The sequence below is a fragment of the Arcicella sp. BE140 genome (genome assembly GCF_031456255.1).
Taxonomy (GTDB): domain Bacteria; phylum Bacteroidota; class Bacteroidia; order Cytophagales; family Spirosomataceae; genus Arcicella; species Arcicella aquatica.
Genome location: NZ_JAVDUE010000009.1, coordinates 182,943 through 201,179 on the forward strand (window position 1 = coordinate 182,943; position 18,237 = coordinate 201,179).

Here is an 18,237-nt window from a genome sequence, read left to right on the forward strand (position 1 = left end):
TGAAGTAAAATAACTTACTTCATCTTTCCTCTTTTGACTAAATACGACGTAAGGATTTGTTCAAATCCTTCAGCAATATCAGCTTCAATAAAATCAATTTTGTATTGTCCACAACGCAGTTTTAATTCTTGGTAAAACTGATGTAAGGTTTTCTGGTAATCAACCTTTATTTGAGCAGGATTCAACTTGATAGTTTCGTTAGTTTCTAAATCAATAAATTCATAGGGGCGGTCATCAAATTCAAAGTCAGATTCTGTCTTTTTATCCGTTACATGAAATATCAATACTTCATGAAGGTTATGTTTCAGGTGTTGTAAAGAAGAAAAAATCTTTTCTGAATTATCAATATCATCAAACATATCGCTGAAAATAATTACCAACGAACGCTTATGAATGTTTTCAGCTATCTGGTGAATTACCGACGCCACTTCCGTTTTTTTATGCTCTTTGGGTTTTTGAAGTAAATTTTCTAAATCCAAAAAGATTTTATGGATATGCGAAGGCGTTGATTTGACAGGCGTTTGAATTTCAACGGATGATGAAAAAGTAATTAAGCTAATAGCATCTTTTTGCTTTTGAAGCATATATGCCAAAGCTGCTGCCGCCATAGTAGAGAATACAATTTTGCCATTGTTTTTCTCTGGATAATACATCGAAGAAGAAGTGTCAATGATTAAATGACAACGCAAATTCGTTTCTTCTTCATATCTTTTGGTGTAAAGTCTATCCGTTTTTGCAAATACCTTCCAATCTATATGCCTAGTACTTTCGCCATTATTATACAAACGATGCTCTGCAAATTCAACAGAAAAACCGTGAAATGGTGATTTATGAAGACCCGTAATAAAACCTTCTACCATTTGTTTGGCTAAAAATTCTATATTTCCATATTGGCGTATTTGTGCTAAATCCATAAATTATTTTAAAACTTTGTTGAGTGAACTAACATTATTTAGTTTTCTTTTTAGGAGTCGCTTTCGCTGCTTTCTGTGCTTTTATTTTTTGCTTAGAGAGCTTCCTTAAATAAGAATTTACCTTTAAACGTCTATGTTTGAGGTTTGGATATTTTCTTTTTTGCCAATTTTTTTTGAGGCGATAATAACGATGATATTTTAACTTCGTTTTCTGATAAAACTTAGGCTCAAAATGAGGAGGAGCAGTCAATCTCAGCGAGTCGAAAGGCTCTAGCATAATATCTCCATCAAAGCCAACCACTTTTAGCCTTACTTTTGTAAGTCCTTTATTGGTCATTTTTAGCCATTTTGCTGGATTTTCGGTTAAATCAATAATCCTTCCGGGCTTAAACGGACCGCGGTCGTTTACTCTTACAATTACAAAACGTTTATTAGCAAGATTTGTTACTTCCAGCATTGTGCCAAAGGGCAATGTCATGTGGGCAGCAGTGTACTGATTTCGTTGAAGTATTTCCCCCGTCGAGGTAGGTTTATTATAGAAATACTGAGCATAGAATGAAGAAATACCAAAAGATTCATCCCCTAATTTTTGTGCATGGGCAACAGAACAGAAAAGGCTAAAAACTATGATAATTCCTAGAAGTGGTTTTGACATTTTGTGTGATTTAGTGGTTTTAATTTAGTGGCTTTCTACACATTATCTACCAAAACTGGAATACGAAATTAGCCTTTTTAAGTCGAAATAAAAATATAAATTTTAAGCATATATTATTGAAATTTAGCTATGCTGAATAGTGAATGTAGCACAACGTTTTTTTATTTTATGAATCAATCATTTTATTTTCAATAATAAATTAGTCGATTTGACTAATAATTAATGTGAAGATGTAGAAAATAGAAATTATTTTTCATGATTAACTTTTGAAACATTCAGAAAATTTATATTTTTACCAATCCGTAAACCCTAAATTGTCATAGCACAGTGGAAGAAAGAGAAAGAGAAGAATTGTTTTCGAAACGTATCAGAGCAGGAAAGCGAACGTATTTTTTTGATGTGAAATCGACCCGCTCAAACGACTACTACATTACTATTACAGAAAGTCGCCGTTATCAAAAAGATGATGGTTTTGCTTACGAAAAACACAAAATGTTCTTATATAAGGAAGATTTTGATAAATTTGTTGAAGGCCTCCAAGAAGCAGTTGACCATGTGAAACATGAACTTTTGCCTGATGTAGATTTTACTCAATTTAATCGTGAAGACGAAGATACTGTGGGCGGATTTGGTAGTGATTTGAAATGGGAATAAACGAATGAAAGAATTTGTAAGCCTCTGAAATTTCAGAGGCTTTTTTGTTGTTGTAGGATTAAACTTGTAACTTTGTATAAACCGTTTGCAATGTCATTATGGAAAGAATACTTAAAAATATCGAATTAGAGCGTGCTGCAGAAATCGCTTATGATAGTTTGAAAGAAAGCTCACGGAATGAGATTGAAAACTCTTTAAAAAGTGTATTAAAAAATAACAATCAACAAAACATTGAATTATTACCTGTAGCAGGCGACCCCAAAGAGTATTATATAATGAATGTAGGTATATATAAAGTCATTTTTGAACGAGAACCAGATATGCTTCATGTTCATGCTATCCTTAGTGGTAGTTTTGGGAGATAGAAATATGATAGTTGATGAAAGATTTTAAAGAAATTAATATTGACTGGAAAGCAGTTGAAAAAGAGTTGCTTACTTTAGAAAACCTATTAACCACTTATAAAGAGTTAAAAGAATCCTCTCAGGTTTTGCCTTTTTTAAAAGAATCCCCCAATTTATCTGCATTAATTGGTAAATTATACTTCCCTGATTTGGTTGAAATCAACAGAATTTCTTATGAGTTTGATTTTTTCGGTGACTTTAAAGCTGATTTGGTTATTGGTGATTCTGCAAAAGCATCCTATGTTTTCATTGAATTTGAAGATGGAACATCAGACAGTATTTTTAAGAAAAAGAAAGGTAAATATCAAAGGGAATGGGCAAATAGGTTTGAGCATGGGTATAGTCAAATAGTAGATTGGTTTTGGAAGTTGGATGATTTAAAACAAACGACATCTTTTGAAGGAAAATTTGGTGCACGTATTAGTAGCTATAATGGAATTTTAATTGTTGGCAGAACAACATCATTAGAAAGCCTAACAGATAAACAAAGATTTGATTGGCGTAGAAGCCATACAATTATTAACTCTAAGAAGATTCACTGTGTTACTTATGATGAACTTTTAGAGGATTTAAAGAAAGTGATAAAATTTTTTGCAATTAGTAAATAAAAATAAATGGGTCTTCAATGTGGAATCGTAGGTTTGCCTAATGTTGGGAAATCTACTTTGTTTAGTGCAATTTCTTCAAATAAGGCGGAAGCCGCCAATTACCCTTTCTGTACAATTGAACCTAATGTAGGGATTGTAACAGTACCTGACGAACGTCTTAATATTTTAGAACAATTGGTGAACCCTCAAAGAGTGTTACCAACCGTGATAGAATTTATGGATATTGCGGGTCTAGTAAAAGGAGCTTCGCAGGGAGCAGGGTTAGGTAATAAATTCTTAGCAAATATTCGCGAAGTAGATGCTATTCTACATGTAGTGCGTTGTTTTGCTGATGATAATATCGTTCACGTAGAAGGAAGAGTGAATCCTGTGTCGGATAAAGAAATTATTGATTTTGAATTACAATTAAAAGATTTAGAATCAGTTGATAAAAAAATCCAGAAGGTAGAACGTGCAGCCAAAGCTGGCGATGCAAAATCAAGAGCTCAATTAGCCATTCTTCAGCAATATAAATCAACCTTAGAAGCTGGTAAGTCAGCAAGAACTGTGCAGGGTTTAGAACCAGATGCAAAGTTTGAGGCTATCGGAGATTTATGTTTATTAACAGATAAACCAGTAATCTATGTAGCCAACGTAGATGAAGCATCAATTGCTAAAGGAACAAATGAATACGTTGAGCAATTGAAAGCAGCTGTAGCCGAAGAAGGTGCTGAAGTAGTGGTAATTTGTGCGGCCTTGGAAGCACAAATTGCTGAAATGGAAGACGAAGACGACCGTCAGATGTTCTTGGAAGAATATAATCTTACAGAATCTGGCTTAGATAAGTTAATCCGTAGCTCATATTATTTATTGAACTTGATTACTTATTTTACAGCTGGCGTGAAAGAAGTACGTGCTTGGACAATCCAGAAAGGATGGAAAGCCCCAGCTGCGGCAGGTGTAATCCACTCTGATTTTGAACGTGGCTTTATTCGTGCTGAGGTAATTAAATTTGCAGATTTCCAACAGTATAAATCTGAAGGAGCTTGTAAAGAAGCAGGTAAATTATCCGTTGAAGGAAAAGAATACGTTGTAATAGACGGCGATATTATGCACTTCCGTTTCAACGTTTAGTAAATATTAAGTCATACAAAAAAGCCTTGCTAATATCGTTATTAGCAAGGCTTTTTGTATCACACTATAATTTTAAGACTACAAATTCAACTCTTCTATTCACTTTCCTTTCTTCATCTGAGCCTTTTTTTACTAATGGACGACTAGCTCCATAACCAACTGCTTGAATCCGCTTGGTCGAAATGCCTTTTTGAACCAAATATGTTTCGCAAGCATCTACTCTTTCTTGTGATAATTCAAGGTTAGCATCAGCGTCACCAATGATATCTGTATGGCCTTCTAAACGAATCTCCATATCTGGGTTGTTTTGCATCATTGTCACTAATTTATTGAGTTCAGCAAAAGAAGCAGGTAATAAATCTGATTTTGATACTTCAAAATAGATATTTTTTAGGGCTATTTTATCGCCTACTACAATAGGCATAAGATAAATATCTTTACTGAATTTAGTTTCATTGTTAATTTTAGATAAATCAACAATATCATTCACAGATAAATAGCCTTTAGCTGAGGCAGTGTAGGTATAAATTTGCCCTTTTTGCAAAACCATTTTATAAATGCCTGTACTCACAAAGCTCTGTACCGAATCAATAATTTGCTTACTACTTGATAATTTATAGTTGATAGTAGCACTTACTGGTTTATTAGTCTTTACATCACGTACGATTCCCGAAACCTGAATGCTTGTTACTACTGGTAGTGGGGCAGGAGTATTATCTACTTCGCCTAATTTTCCACTTTTAGGTTTTGTATTAACTGTTGTGGTGCTTTTAGTTGGTGTTTTAGTCGGAGAAACAGGAGGAGCAGGATTAGCTTTGGGCTGTGTTGGCTGGGTGACAATGTCTATTGGATTGCTAATTCGTAAACCATATACATTCCAACAAGTAATGTAATCATAATCGTTACATTCAAATAAATCGAAGTCTTCCAAGCCTTTGTCCAAACGTTCAAAATAAACGACGAAATTTATTTGGTCACCAGGTATAGTTTTTCTACCGTAAACCTTTACATCTTGCCCTGCCACAAGCTGAGGAATGCCTTCGGTTTTGATTAGTTTAAATGACCTTGCACCATTTGCTGCAATTAATTGAGCAGTAGACTGAAAGGCGATGTCTTCGTGTCCGTCATTGACTAATCTCCCGTTTCTATCATATTGAGGTGAATTGTTATTTCTATAGGCTACATACAAGATTGTATATTTATCAGTAATGCGAATATTGCCGATAGACACATTTTTATCCGCTGCTCTACCTGTGGAGGTAGATGGGTAGGAACCTCTTCCCGATGGCGTTTGATTACGCTCTGTAGGATACTGAGTACCCCCGCCCGAGCTTTGTGGGTAACCCCCGCTTTGACAACTTTGGAGTATAACCAATGATGCAAAAGCCCAAAGTAAGTTTTTCATTTGAAGATAAATTTTATAACAAGATAATAAGCAAGTAGGAAAACGTAATTATTATAAATTTTAAACGAAGATAACTTATTGGTTTTTTAAAAGTACATATCCTACTAACGCATCTGCACGTGCACCAATGGGTCGGTGGTAGATTAAAATTTCATAAATATTTTCCGTTTGCGAGTGTGTTCCTTCTAGTTCCGATTCGCTTACATTTCCTTGCTCATCTTTGGTTACATACAGATAATTATAGATTCCTTGTTTCAACTGGATAAATGCCTCGTAAGCTTGACTTTCAGGTACATAATGCATTTGGTTTACCTCATTTAATTGCCAATCGTTGAAAGCACCATTAATATATACCTTTTTGTTTGCTAACGAATCAGTTTTCAACAGGAAACTTACCCGAACATAATCTGACTCCGTATCGCCACGATTGGTTTCATAATTATCAATTACATACATTCCATCAAAATCATTTGTGGCAACATACGCTAAGCCATTTTGTGGTTTTTCGGGACGAATTTCTATGATGCTTTCTCTTTCACCTTGTACAATCCTAGCAATATTTACCAGTTTTTGTTGCGTACTTCTGCCATCAAACATCCTAAATTCATTACTGCCTTCCAATTGGTTTTCTCCTTCAAAAAACTGATAATCCATTTTACGATTGTAAGAGTCAATCATAAAAGGTTTAAGGTTTGTCAGTGTTTTGTTATCTCTAAAGTTCTGTCGAATGACAATTTTAAGGTCTTGTTTAGGGTCAATGATTTCGTAGCCACTATAATTTACACTAAAGTTAATTTGTTGATGTGTACGCCTTCTTTGAACATTATTCGGAAATGTTACATTGCCAGCTACACCAATTCGGTTTTGGAAAACCATAAAACGATGGGTAAGCATGATATCATCTTCATTACGATTCTTATACACCATCACCAGATAATTTCCCGCTAATTTGGTTTTAGGAATTTCCACAGCAAAATGTGTATAAGGAATTTTTGTGGCGAAAGAATTTCTATAATCATTAATCGGGAAATCGTTGAATTCCGTCAGGTACTCAATATCGTTCAATACCGAAGGTGTCCAATCTGCATTGCAATGAAATATTTTCACCCTAAAATTTTGAAACTCGGGTGCTAAACAGTCGAATTCCAATTTTAAAATTTGATTCTCTTGTAAATTGATGACAGGTGGATTAAGGGTCTCTTGTGGCGTTTTAGTCGTGCTCAAAGACGGAAATAATTGTACGGTACGTATATAGGGTTCATAAATATGATTATCATAAATAATCTTTTTTGCTTGATAAGTGCTCTTCTTTTTCTGAGCAAAAAAGACAAATGGAATCAATAGCAAGCTTATAATCGATAAAATTTTCATAGAAGAGTGAGTATGTAATTGAGCATATGAGCGAATTGATATTAGCTATTCGTGAATAATAAAACTAACGGATAGTCTCTTAAAATATTCTGCAATAACCTAAAGCAAAAAACGCAGGAAAAAGCATTTTAGCTATTTTACCTGCGTTTTTATGTTGAACGGAATATCATTATTTTACTGAACCAAGCTTTCTACTTCTTCAATTTCCAACATTACTTCTTCCCAAGCATCATTTACTTCTTCCAATTGATTCAGGATTTTTTGGTAAGCAATGTTTTCACGTTTCAATGCTTGTGCATCATTATAGATAGTAGGGTCTGCCAAAGTCTTTTCTTTTTCCACTTTCTCTACTTCTAATTTCGCAATCAAGCTCTCTGTATCTGCTAATTTCTGATTCAGTTTTTTTAGATTTTTCTGTGCTTCTTTTTTCGTGAAATCATCAACAGGTTTTTTCTCTACTACTTTTTCAACGGCCTTTTTAGGAGAAGTTTCTTTACTGAATTCACCATTCATACGACGTTGTTCCATCCAAGTTTCATATTCATCATAAGTACCCGGATATACTTTTATCTCTTCGTCTTCGATATACCAAATTTTATTAGCAATCTCCGAAACAAAGAATCTATCATGAGAAACCACTACATACGTACCTTCGTATTGCTGTAAAGCCTGAATCAAAATGTTCACCGACATCATGTCTAAGTGGTTGGTAGGCTCATCTAGCAACAGGAAGTTGGCTTCTGAAATCAATACTTTTGCTAAGGCAACCCTTGATTTTTCTCCTCCCGAAAGTACTTTAATTTTTTTGAAGGCATCATCACCCGAAAACAAGAAACAGCCTAAGATACTTCTTAATTCAGTTTCAAGTTTACCCGTACCTGTCATCTTCAATTCGTCAAGCAATGTATTATTTACATCTAAGCTTTCCAATTGGTGTTGGGCATAGAATGAGTCAATTACATTATGCCCTAATTTGCGTTCTCCTTCAAATTGTTCTGAACCATCAATAATCCTTAAAACCGTAGATTTACCTTTACCATTGGCACCAATCAAGGCAATTTTATCACCTCTTTCAATAACAGCATTGGTATGCGTCAGGATTCTCTTAGGCCCATAAGCTTTGGTGATGTCTTCAAGGTGCATGATAAAACGACCCGGCTGAGTTCCAAAGTTGAATTTGAAATTCACTTTGGCATTTTCATCCAAAACGTCATCAATCAAATCCAGTCTTTCTAATGCTTTTACTCTTGATTGTACCTGACGAGCCTTAGTAGCTTTAGCTTTAAATCGTTGAATAAACTTTTCAGTTTGTTTGATAGCCTGTTGCTGGTTTTCGTAAGCTCCTTTTTGTACTTCGTTTCTCAAGGCTTTTTCTTCCATATAGAAAGAATAATTTCCCGAATAAGGAATCAATTTTGAGCCTGCTACTTCTACAATTGTAGTAACGGTATTATCCAAGAAGAATCTATCGTGAGAAACTACAATGATAGCACCTTCATAAGTATTGATGTAGTTTTCTACCCACTCAATAGACGGCAAGTCCAAGTGGTTGGTAGGCTCATCAAGCATTAATAAAGATGGTCTTTGTAAAAGCAATTTAGCTAGCATCACACGCATTCTCCAACCTCCAGAAAATTTCTGTAGGGGCTGAGAAAGCTCTTCAGTACTAAATCCTAACCCTTCAAGGATGGCTTCTGCTTCTGATTGAATGGTATAACCACCCAATGCATCAAATTCATCTTGAAAACGTGCCAATTTATTTACGTCATCGTCTTCAAAATCAGTTTCCATTTTATGTAAAACCTTATCGATTTCTGCTTGAAGAAAATTCTGACGTTCAAAAGCTTGCATTGCTACCGAAAGGATAGAATCGTCGCTTTGATAAGAAAGTAAGTCTTGATTTAAAAAACCGATGGTACAGTCGCCTGATTTAGAGATACTACCACCATCTGGTAAATATTCACCGTCAATTATACGAAGTAAAGTAGATTTACCAGTACCATTTGCCCCGATAAGACCGATTTTGTCTTTGGGCTTAATATGTAAGTTCGCCCCATCATACATTGGGCGAGAACCGAAATAAAACGAAAGATTATTGATAGATAACATACTACAAAGATAATGAAAAATAGCTAATGAGCAGTTAAATGAAGCCACCGAAAGCAGAAAGGTGTAAATTTACACACTTTTGTGATTGGTTTTATTGTAAAATAATTGATTATAAGCGTTTTAGCTAGGATTAACTTGAGGCATGATAAATCATAATGATAGCATAAACGCTCATTTTCAGAAAATTAGGATACAAAAAAGGATGGCTTTCGACCATCCTTTTTTGTATATATTAATTAACCTGTGCTTTACCTCCTCCTAGATATGGGCTTTTTAAAAGCTTATCTACTCCTTCAAAAGGAACTTTTGTTTTGTTGTAACCAAAAGTTGTAGCCAAAGATTGCGTTTTATTATTATCACCCATTACCATATCAACGTCTTGCATGGTCATCTGACAAGGGTGTTCATAACCACATGCATGGGTAATTTCAAGAATTTCTTTATTAAGTGTTTTTACATAATTATAAAAACGCTCACTTTTAAGGGCGGGGTCTATACCCGCTTGAAGCCAAGGACTTGACGTAGCAACACCCGCTGGACAACGATTAGTATGACAAACCTGAGCTTGGATACAACCAATAGACATCATGGCTTCGCGCGCTACATTAATTAAATCGCACCCCATCGCAAACGCCATCATGGCTTTTTCAGGAAAGCCCAATTTCCCCGAACCAATAAATACTATTTTATCAGCCAATTCATACTTCTGGAAAATCTTATATACTTTGGTGAAACCATAGTTGAAAGGTAGCGACACATGGTCTGCAAAGGCATGTGGTGCAGCTCCCGTACCACCTTCGCCACCATCAATGGTGATAAAGTCGGGCCCTTTGCCTGTTTTTACCATGTATTGTGCCAATTCTTCCCACATTTCCAATTTTCCCACAGCCGATTTTATGCCTACTGGCAAGCCAGTTTGGTTAGCCATTGATTCTATAAAATTAACCATTTCGGGAATGGTAGAAAACTCAGAGTGAAAGGCTGGGGAAATGGCATCTTTTCCCAAAGGAATATGTCTGATTTCCGCAATTTCTTTGGTGATTTTGGCCGCTGGAAGCATGCCACCTTTGCCGGGCTTAGCACCTTGAGAAAGCTTCAACTCTAATGCTTTTACAAATGGATTATTGGTAGTCATTTTTATCAATTTTTCCATCGAAAATTTACCATCATCGTCCCTTACTCCAAAATAAGCCGTTCCGATATTTACGATAACATCTGAGCCATACTTGTGATAAGGAGAAAGAGAACCTTCGCCCGTGTTATGATAACAGCCAAATTTTAAGGCACCCTTGTTTAAAGATTCAACTGCTTTGGCCGATAATGAACCGTAGCTCATACCAGAAATATTTACGACCGAATAGGGCTTATAAGGACGTTTTCTTTTATGATATTCGCCTATTGTTTTAGAACAAGGTACTGCACTTGGGTCTTTCTGATTAGGGTGGTTATCCGCTAACTTATGCCCCAACATGGCATGTTTGATAAAAATATACCCCGCAGAGTTGAAGTCTTGGTCTGAACCAAAGCCCTGTAAGTTATTTTCTTTTTTAGACGAAGCATATACCCATGCTCTTTCACCTCTGTTAAAAGGTAGTTCCTCACGGTTATTTGCTACGATGTATTGCCTTAATTCTGGACCAATTTTTTCGAGCATATAACGTATATGACCAACCACAGGGAAGTTATGCTGAATAGTATGGCGGTTCTGCAACAAATCACGAATAGCTAGCATTAGTATTGCAAGAGGAAGAATAAGCCACCAAGAAAAACTTGAAAAAATATTTGCCAAAAACATAGATGATGAGATTGAATTAAAAATTATTGAGATGGATGGATACGCATTATGAATGATAGCAAAACAATAAATGTTTTTACAATCAATAACTTAAATTAGCAGCTTTATGTTGTGTGTTAAATGTTGATTTTTACGGATTACTTGCCAGGGATACCCCACCTGATACAATCATTTTCATGACATCAGATGCTGGAAGATTCAGCAATGTAATATTTGCGCTTGGAACAATGAATACCTCGCCCGAAAAAGCATAAGAATGCGGACAGTAAACAATGACAGAGTCTTGAATATCTAAAAAAGACAAATCAGTTTGAGTAATGAACCCCAGTTTTTGAATGCCATTTTCTTTGTTGAATATAATCTTGACAGGCTGATTGAATTTCTTTTTATCACCCACAAAAGCCCCAATAAGGTCTTTTAATGAAAAATAAATCAAACCTACCAATGGCAGTTTGGAAACACCTTCTTCTAATATTTGGATAAGGGGCAAAGAAATAAAAGTAGAGCCCAAAAAACCAACAATCATGATGATGGCTACCATGATGACTAGCCCCGTTCCTCGAAAATAAAAATAAAACTCTTGGTCTAATGAGTTCAGAAGGTTGAAAATAATGTAACCAGTTATATAAACAGGGGCTAATAAAAATAATCCCTTTACGAAATAGCTAAACAGTTTGGCTGTGATACGTTTTATTCTGAACGACATTTTTTTACTTATTTATATGCTCAATATTGATTGGTTAACGCATTCTTAAGAAGCTAGGTTCTTATAATTGGGTGATTGAATTAAAAAATATCTCAATCACTTCAATTTACTACAAAAGTAAGTATTGAATGATATTCTACCGATTTAAAGTAGGTTATTTCATCAACAATATATGAAATTTTGAATAAATATGATAGAGATTAATCATGAATGCTAAGGCAGATATTTGATATTCCTACCCGATATTTCTGCTTTTTACTTGAAAAAAGACTTTCATCGAACAATTATTTGTAATTTTGTGCTCCTCGGATATCGACAAATAGGTAAAATTATTAGAAAATAATCTCAATTTCATTCATGATTTACGAATATAGCTCCCTACAAAACTTTATTAAAAATGTCTTTCTTTCAATAGGATGTTCGGAAGACGATGCAGATTTGGCATCAAAAGTATTGATTTCTGCCGACCTCCGCGGTGTAGATTCACACGGAACTGCAAGATTAAGTGGCTATGTTCGTTTGTATGATAATGGAAGATTGAACCCCAAGCCAGACATTAAAATTATCCATGAAACGCCTTCTACGGCTGTGATTGATGGGGATAAAGGTTTAGGCTTAGTAGTAGCACCTAAAGCTATGCAAATTGCGATGGAAAAAGCGAAGAATGTGGGTTCTGGATGGATTTCTGTACAGAATTCAAACCATTTTGGCATTGCGGGATATCATGCCATGTTGGCTTCTGACAACGATATGATAGGTTGGGCCATGACCAATGCTGCACCATTGGTAACACCAACTTTTTCAAAAGAGAAATTGTTAGGAACCAACCCTATTGCTGTGGCTGTTCCAGCAGAGAGAAATCCTGCCTTCGTAGCCGATTTTGCTAGTACAGCAGTGGCTTATGGTAAAATGGAAATTTTACAAAGAAAAGGCGCAGCAGCACCGATTGGCTGGGTACAGGATAAAGAAGGGAATCCTACTGATGATTCAAATGCTGTGAAAAATGGCGGAGCATTGTTGCCACTCGGTGGTGACCGTGAACATGGTTCGCACAAAGGGTATGGTTTGGGTGCTATCGTGGATATTTTTTCTGGTGTATTATCAGGCGCTAATTTTGGCCCTTGGGTTCCGCCATTTGCAACGGCAGGATTTATGACTGCTGGCGAGCAAGTAGGTAAAGGAACGGGGCACTTTTTAGGAGCCATGAGAATAGATGCTTTCCGTCCAGCTGACGAATTTAAAGCTGATATGGATAAATGGATTGACCGTTTTCATGCCGCCGAAGCAGTAGAAGGCAAGAAAGTATTAGTGCCAGGTGACCCTGAAAGAGAAATTGAAGCAGAACGTAAAGCAAATGGTATTAATCTATTAGAACCTGTAGTAAAAGACCTGCAAGCATTGGCTGATAGATTTGGAATTGAGTTTAAGATTTAGATAATGTTGGGAGTACATGTGATTACTTTATTTTTAACAAAATTGCTAAAACAAAAATAGAAATGAATACAATCATCATTGAACCAAACTCGCAAGCAGACTATCAGCTTTTTATAGATTTGGCTAAGCGATTAAAAGCTAAATTTAGTATTAGTTCAAACGTAATTGAAACAAAGAACGAAACAATAGACGAATCAGTATTCTTTGCATTGGCAGGTAGCTTAGACTTACCCGAATCAAGTGAAGAATTAATCAAGATAATAGAAGATTCAAGAACAACCAAAGAAATAGATACTTCATGGGTAGAATAAAATATTTATTGGATTCAAATATTTGTATTCATTTCATAAAGAATGATTTTAATATTCCAGCTAAAATCTCATCAGTGGGCTTGAAAAACTGCTTTATTTCAGAATTAACAATTCTTGAACTTATGTATGGAATAGCCAATAGTTCTTCAACTAGAAAAGATGAAAATAAAGCTAAATTAAAACAGTTTATTGAAGGTTTTCAGGAAAGAGTTTTACCTATTCGACCTGTTTTCGAAGTTTTTGCAGATCAAAAATCTCGTTTGAAAAAGATGGGTACGCCTATAAGTGACTTTGATTTATTGATTGGTAGTACTGCAATTACAGAGGATTGTATTCTAGTCAGTCGAAACCTAAAAGAAATGCAACGAATTGAAGGACTAACTTTTGAAAATTGGATTGATTAAATAAATAAAAACAATCATTTAAAAACGCTTGAGCGTTATTTCATTATCATTACAATGCAACAAAACCATAAATTATTACGCTACTTCTTTATCGCTTTCGCTTTGTTTGCGACAATGTTTTCTTATTATGTCTGGCAAATCACTAAAACACCTAATTATGAAGTAGATCAGAAAAAAGGTTTTGCCCTTTTGATTCCTAAAGGCGCAACTTTTGAAACTGTTTGGGACTCGTTGAGTAAACATAAAATTGTTAAAGACGAACTTTCATTTAAGTTCTTAGCCAAATTGTTGGAATATAAAGAAAATGTGCGTGAAGGACGATACGTCATCAAGGCTGATATGGGTAATTATGAAGTAATCAAAAAACTTCGTTCGGGTAATCAAGATGCTATCAAACTTACTTTTAATAATATTCGCCTAAAAAAGGATTTAATTCATAAAATTGGCAATCGATTCGAATTTGATTCTACCGCGCTGGCTAGTATGCTAGATGATTCAGCAGTGGCACAGAAATATGGTTTTACGAAAGAGACTATCATGTGTATGTTTTTGCCAAATACCTATGAAGTATATTGGACTACTACTCCAGAGGAATTGATGAATACCATGAAAACGTGGTACGATAAATTCTGGACGGAAGAGCGTAAAAGAAAAGCAACAGAAATTGGTCTAGACCCCATCAGAGCACAAATAATGGCTTCAATCGTGGAGGCTGAGACTAAGAAAGCTGACGAAAAACCAAGAGTAGCAGGGGTATATATGAATCGTTTAAAGGCTAATATGCCTTTAGGAGCAGACCCAACGGTTGTTTTTGCTCACCAAGATTTTAGCATTAAAAGAGTAACCAAAGCACTTTTGCAAATTAATTCGCCTTATAATACTTATCGTGTAGTTGGATTACCTCCAGGGCCTATTAATTTACCAGATTTAGCATCAATTGATGCAGTATTGAATTATGAACACCATAACTATATGTACTTCTGTGCAAAAGAAGATTTCTCAGGCTATCACAACTTTGCAGAAACCTTTGCCGACCACCTTAATAATGCGCGTATTTATCAAGAAGCACTGAACAAACTGAACATCAGAAAATAATCGTTTGTAATTAATTATTTCATCAACAATGTATCAACACGAATATCAGTACAGAGTTAGATATGCAGATACTGACCAAATGGGCTATGTTTATTATGGAAACTATGCAAGGCTTTACGAAATTGGTAGGGTAGAGGCGCTCAGGAGCCTCGGCTTTAGCTATAAAGCAATGGAAGAGTCTGGTGTGATGATGCCTGTTTATGAGAATACTTCAAAATATATTGCTCCTGCACTGTATGATGATTTACTGACAATTCGTACAACTATCAAAACTATTCCCGCAGCTAGAGTAGTTTTTCATTATGAAATTCTAAACAGTAAGGGCGTGTTGGTACATAAAGGCGAAACTACTTTAGTTTTCGTGAAAATGGAAAATAATAGGCTTACAACGGCACCTAAAGAGTTGTTGGAACGATTGAGTGCTTTCTTTGCTTAATCGTTAATTAAAAATCGCATAATGCTAAAAAAAATACAACATACACAAGCATACAATCGATTTCGCCTTTTCTTGAAGCGTTATCATTTAGAAAATGTAGCTACTAGTATTTATCAAGTCTATAAAGTTTTAATTAAAAAAATTACCCTGTTTGATATTGATGTTCGGGCAGCCGCAGTTGCTTATAATTTTACCTTAGCGATATTCCCGACCATCATTTTCTTGTTCTCATTGATTCCTTATATTCCTGTTAATAATCTTGATTTAAAAATCATAGCATTGCTTTCAGAGGTATTGCCGAAAGGCATTTTTCATGAAGCCCAAGAAACTATCATTGAGATTGTGAGTAAACCCCGTGGAGGAGTGCTTTCGTTGGGTTTTATCTTTGCTTTATATGCCTCTACAAGCGGGATGCTGGCTTTGATGCGAGCTTTCAATATGACCTATAAAACATCTGAAAAACGTGGATTTATAAAGGCACGGCTGATAGGGGTTATGTTGAACTTTTTGCTGACTTTTGTATTAATCGTAGCAATTGTGGTGTTAATTGTGGGAAGAGTCATGGTAGATTTCCTTTTTGATGAAGGCATCATGAACCGAGATTTTACCTTTTATGCACTTCAACTCCTTACGTATTTTGTAATATTCCTGGTTTTTTTCGTAACTATCTCCATCATTTATTATTGGGCTCCTGCTATTCATAAAAAATGGAATTTTATCAATGCTGGTTCTATCACCGCTTCTATTTTGACGATATTGATTTCTAACTTATTCTCTTATTATCTATCCAACTTTGCTACTTATAACAAACTTTACGGCGCTATCGGTACCTTCATTGCTTTAATGGTTTGGCTGTATTTAGTAGCCATGATTCTTATTTTAGGATTTGAAATAAATGCAAGTATTTCCGAGGCCCTACATTCTTCAAAAGAAACGGATACCTTAATCGATTCAGAGGCATAGATTTCTTAAAGGTTACGTTTAGAGATGCCTATCTTCTATTGTAAAATTCCCGTAACTTGCCCCATCAGGAATTAATTACTGATAAAAAATGTTAAGATTAGAACGAACAATAACTAAATAGAGGGTAACAGCGTTAATAGTTGTCTTTTCTTCAAAGATGTAAAACCTTAGTTCAACATTACACCATTTTAAAATGGAATAGTTTTTTCGTTACATTAACCATAAAAACAATCTATAAGAGCGATGGCGGAGTTTATAAAATTATACGAAAAAGGCACCGATATGAAAAAGATAAACCATATCGTAGATTGCCTAAAAGATGGGGGTGTAATTATTTATCCAACTGATACAGTTTATGGAATGGGCTGTGATATTCATAATACACGTGCAGTAGAAAGAATTTGTCAAATAAAGGGCATCAAGCCTACAAAGAATAATTTCTCGTTTATCTGTAATGATTTAAGCCACATTGCAGATTATGCCAAGGTATCCAATGCGGGCTTTAAATTAATGAAAAAAGCGTTGCCTGGCCCTTTTACTTTTGTGTTAGAGGGAAACAATAAAGTACCAAAAGTATTATCGCAGAGTAAAAAAACCGTTGGTATTCGGATTCCAGCGAATGAAATTCCAAGGTTGATAGTAGAAGAACTCGGTAACCCCATCATCACAACCTCAATTTATGATGATGATAGCATTGTAGAATATTCAACTGACCCTGAGTTGATTTTTGAAAAATTCCAAAATCAGGTCGATATTGTCATTGATGGTGGATATGGAAATAATATACCTTCAACAATAGTAGACGCTACTTCGGACGACTTTGAAATTATCAGACAAGGTTTGGGCGATTTATCTTCCTATTTATAACAAAAAAGCTTGCCTAATTAGCAAGCTTTTTTGTTTGATAAAATACAATTATGGCTTTATCGCGTGTTTCTCTCTTTTATGTTTCCATCTTCTGTGCGACCATAAGTATGATGACGGATTTTGTTTGATGGAAGCATCTAATGTTTGAACAAAACGGTCAAGAATTTCATTAGGAGCAAGGTTTTCATAAGGAGGACTTACAATCTCTGAAAGATTCATATCATAGAATCCTCTTGCTTTCCTGACAAATTCCATAAAAATTACTGGATAATCAAATTTACGAGCTATTCGCTCAGGCCCAGTAAAAAAAGCAGAATCCTGATTCAAGAAGTAGGTCCAGTAGGCTGATTTTAAATGACTAGGAATTTGGTCAGCAGCCAAACAAATAGCTCTTGGTTTATCTTTTCTTTCAATGGTAACTTTAATGGTATCCTTTCTTTCGATTAAAAAAGCTCCAAAGCGACTTCTGATTTCGTAAGTAAGCTTATCGAAGAATGGGCTACTGAGTTTTTGATACACTACATCTAAATTAACCCCGTGCAAACTAACAGAATGAATGGCCCATTCCCAATTGCCTTGATGCCCTCCTACAAAAATAACAGGTATGCCTTTATCTAAATATTTTTGAACAACCTCTAAATTGTTTATTTGTACCCGCTCTTTAACTTCGTCTGATGAAATGCTTATGCCTTTAAAAAATTCAATAAAAACATCTGCAAGGTGATGATAAAACCCCTTGGCGATTTCATTGATTTCCTTTTCGTTTTTATCAGGAAAAGAATTTCTAAGGTTTTCTAAAACTACCTTTTTGCGATATTTCAATACGTGAAAAAGTAAAAAAAAGGCAAAATCAGAAATGCCATAAAGTACCCAAAATGGTAAAATAGAAAGAAATTTAAAAAAAAACATGTTTGTATTTTGAGAATTTGTATTTTTTCTTGATAAATAGAATGATTTTGACATAAAAATTTGAAATTAAATCATTCTGCTGTA

General features: G+C 35.1%; 19 protein-coding genes. 11 read left to right on the forward strand and 8 right to left on the reverse strand.

Translation table 11 applies throughout. The annotated features are described in order from the left end of the window. Positions 1 to 14: 14 nt before the first annotated feature. Entirely contained in the window at positions 15 to 914 is a 900-nt protein-coding gene (locus tag J2Y60_RS14325; RefSeq protein ID WP_309918979.1) for a DUF58 domain-containing protein, read from the reverse strand. A 34-nt stretch (positions 915 to 948) separates the two neighbouring features. Then, on the reverse strand, positions 949 to 1,569 hold the full coding sequence (locus J2Y60_RS14330; RefSeq protein WP_309918983.1) for a septal ring lytic transglycosylase RlpA family protein: 621 nt from the start codon (positions 1,567 to 1,569) through the stop codon (positions 949 to 951). 327 nt (positions 1,570 to 1,896) lie between these two features. Here J2Y60_RS14330 and J2Y60_RS14335 point away from each other — a divergent pair, with 327 nt between their 5' ends. The 4 genes from J2Y60_RS14335 (at position 1,897) to ychF (ending at position 4,348) form a co-directional block, all read left to right on the forward strand. Further along, the gene (locus tag J2Y60_RS14335) at positions 1,897 to 2,223 is read left to right on the forward strand and encodes a DUF3276 family protein (RefSeq protein ID WP_309918987.1); all 327 of its coding nucleotides are present in this window, start codon (positions 1,897 to 1,899) and stop codon (positions 2,221 to 2,223) included. Positions 2,224 to 2,321: 98 nt separating this feature from the next. After that, positions 2,322 to 2,588 (forward strand): hypothetical protein, encoded by a 267-nt coding sequence (locus tag J2Y60_RS14340; protein ID WP_309918991.1) that lies wholly within the window; start codon positions 2,322 to 2,324, stop codon positions 2,586 to 2,588. A gap of 14 nt (positions 2,589 to 2,602) precedes the next feature. Further along, positions 2,603 to 3,235, forward strand: coding sequence for a Shedu immune nuclease family protein (locus J2Y60_RS14345; protein WP_309918994.1), 633 nt, complete (start codon positions 2,603 to 2,605; stop codon positions 3,233 to 3,235). Between the two features lie 6 nt (positions 3,236 to 3,241). Further along, on the forward strand, positions 3,242 to 4,348 hold the full coding sequence (gene ychF, locus J2Y60_RS14350) for a redox-regulated ATPase YchF (RefSeq protein ID WP_309918998.1): 1,107 nt from the start codon (positions 3,242 to 3,244) through the stop codon (positions 4,346 to 4,348). 64 nt (positions 4,349 to 4,412) lie between these two features. On the opposite strand, the gene J2Y60_RS14355 is transcribed toward ychF, so the two are convergent. The 5 genes from J2Y60_RS14355 to J2Y60_RS14375 all read right to left on the reverse strand — a co-directional run bounded on the left by J2Y60_RS14355 (position 4,413) and on the right by J2Y60_RS14375 (position 11,734). After that, positions 4,413 to 5,753, reverse strand: coding sequence for an OmpA family protein (locus J2Y60_RS14355; protein WP_309919001.1), 1,341 nt, complete (start codon positions 5,751 to 5,753; stop codon positions 4,413 to 4,415). Between the two features lie 75 nt (positions 5,754 to 5,828). Beyond that, the gene (locus J2Y60_RS14360; protein ID WP_309919005.1) at positions 5,829 to 7,124 is read right to left on the reverse strand and encodes a type IX secretion system plug protein domain-containing protein; all 1,296 of its coding nucleotides are present in this window, start codon (positions 7,122 to 7,124) and stop codon (positions 5,829 to 5,831) included. A gap of 174 nt (positions 7,125 to 7,298) precedes the next feature. Next, a complete protein-coding gene (locus tag J2Y60_RS14365; RefSeq protein WP_409014231.1) occupies positions 7,299 to 9,188 on the reverse strand; it encodes an ABC-F family ATP-binding cassette domain-containing protein in 1,890 nt (629 codons plus the stop codon). A 277-nt stretch (positions 9,189 to 9,465) separates the two neighbouring features. Next, a complete protein-coding gene (locus tag J2Y60_RS14370; RefSeq protein ID WP_309959170.1) occupies positions 9,466 to 11,028 on the reverse strand; it encodes an FMN-binding glutamate synthase family protein in 1,563 nt (520 codons plus the stop codon). Positions 11,029 to 11,158: 130 nt separating this feature from the next. Continuing rightward, a complete protein-coding gene (locus J2Y60_RS14375) occupies positions 11,159 to 11,734 on the reverse strand; it encodes a DUF502 domain-containing protein (protein WP_309919017.1) in 576 nt (191 codons plus the stop codon). A 357-nt stretch (positions 11,735 to 12,091) separates the two neighbouring features. Here J2Y60_RS14375 and J2Y60_RS14380 point away from each other — a divergent pair, with 357 nt between their 5' ends. From J2Y60_RS14380 to J2Y60_RS14410, 7 genes are all read left to right on the forward strand, one after another. After that, positions 12,092 to 13,168, forward strand: coding sequence for an Ldh family oxidoreductase (locus J2Y60_RS14380; RefSeq protein ID WP_309919020.1), 1,077 nt, complete (start codon positions 12,092 to 12,094; stop codon positions 13,166 to 13,168). Between the two features lie 62 nt (positions 13,169 to 13,230). Continuing rightward, positions 13,231 to 13,479 carry a hypothetical protein gene (locus tag J2Y60_RS14385; RefSeq protein WP_309919022.1) on the forward strand — a complete coding sequence of 83 codons (249 nt, stop codon included), beginning with the start codon at positions 13,231 to 13,233 and terminating at the stop codon, positions 13,477 to 13,479. Next, positions 13,467 to 13,883: a PIN domain-containing protein gene (locus J2Y60_RS14390; protein ID WP_309919025.1), complete on the forward strand. Its 417-nt coding sequence runs from the start codon at positions 13,467 to 13,469 to the stop codon at positions 13,881 to 13,883. The genes J2Y60_RS14385 and J2Y60_RS14390 overlap by 13 nt, the downstream gene beginning before the upstream one ends. A 54-nt stretch (positions 13,884 to 13,937) precedes the next feature. Beyond that, positions 13,938 to 14,978: an endolytic transglycosylase MltG gene (gene mltG, locus J2Y60_RS14395; RefSeq protein WP_309919028.1), complete on the forward strand. Its 1,041-nt coding sequence runs from the start codon at positions 13,938 to 13,940 to the stop codon at positions 14,976 to 14,978. 28 nt (positions 14,979 to 15,006) lie between these two features. Continuing rightward, complete coding sequence (locus tag J2Y60_RS14400) at positions 15,007 to 15,414, forward strand: thioesterase family protein (protein ID WP_309919030.1); 408 nt, start codon at positions 15,007 to 15,009, stop codon at positions 15,412 to 15,414. 21 nt (positions 15,415 to 15,435) lie between these two features. After that, positions 15,436 to 16,377 (forward strand): YihY/virulence factor BrkB family protein, encoded by a 942-nt coding sequence (locus J2Y60_RS14405; protein ID WP_309919035.1) that lies wholly within the window; start codon positions 15,436 to 15,438, stop codon positions 16,375 to 16,377. A 282-nt stretch (positions 16,378 to 16,659) separates the two neighbouring features. Next, a complete protein-coding gene (locus tag J2Y60_RS14410; protein WP_309919036.1) occupies positions 16,660 to 17,244 on the forward strand; it encodes an L-threonylcarbamoyladenylate synthase in 585 nt (194 codons plus the stop codon). A gap of 48 nt (positions 17,245 to 17,292) precedes the next feature. Here the strand turns inward: J2Y60_RS14410 and J2Y60_RS14415 are convergent, their stop codons facing one another. After that, the gene (locus J2Y60_RS14415) at positions 17,293 to 18,153 is read right to left on the reverse strand and encodes a lysophospholipid acyltransferase family protein (RefSeq protein ID WP_309919039.1); all 861 of its coding nucleotides are present in this window, start codon (positions 18,151 to 18,153) and stop codon (positions 17,293 to 17,295) included. Positions 18,154 to 18,237: the final 84 nt, after the last annotated feature.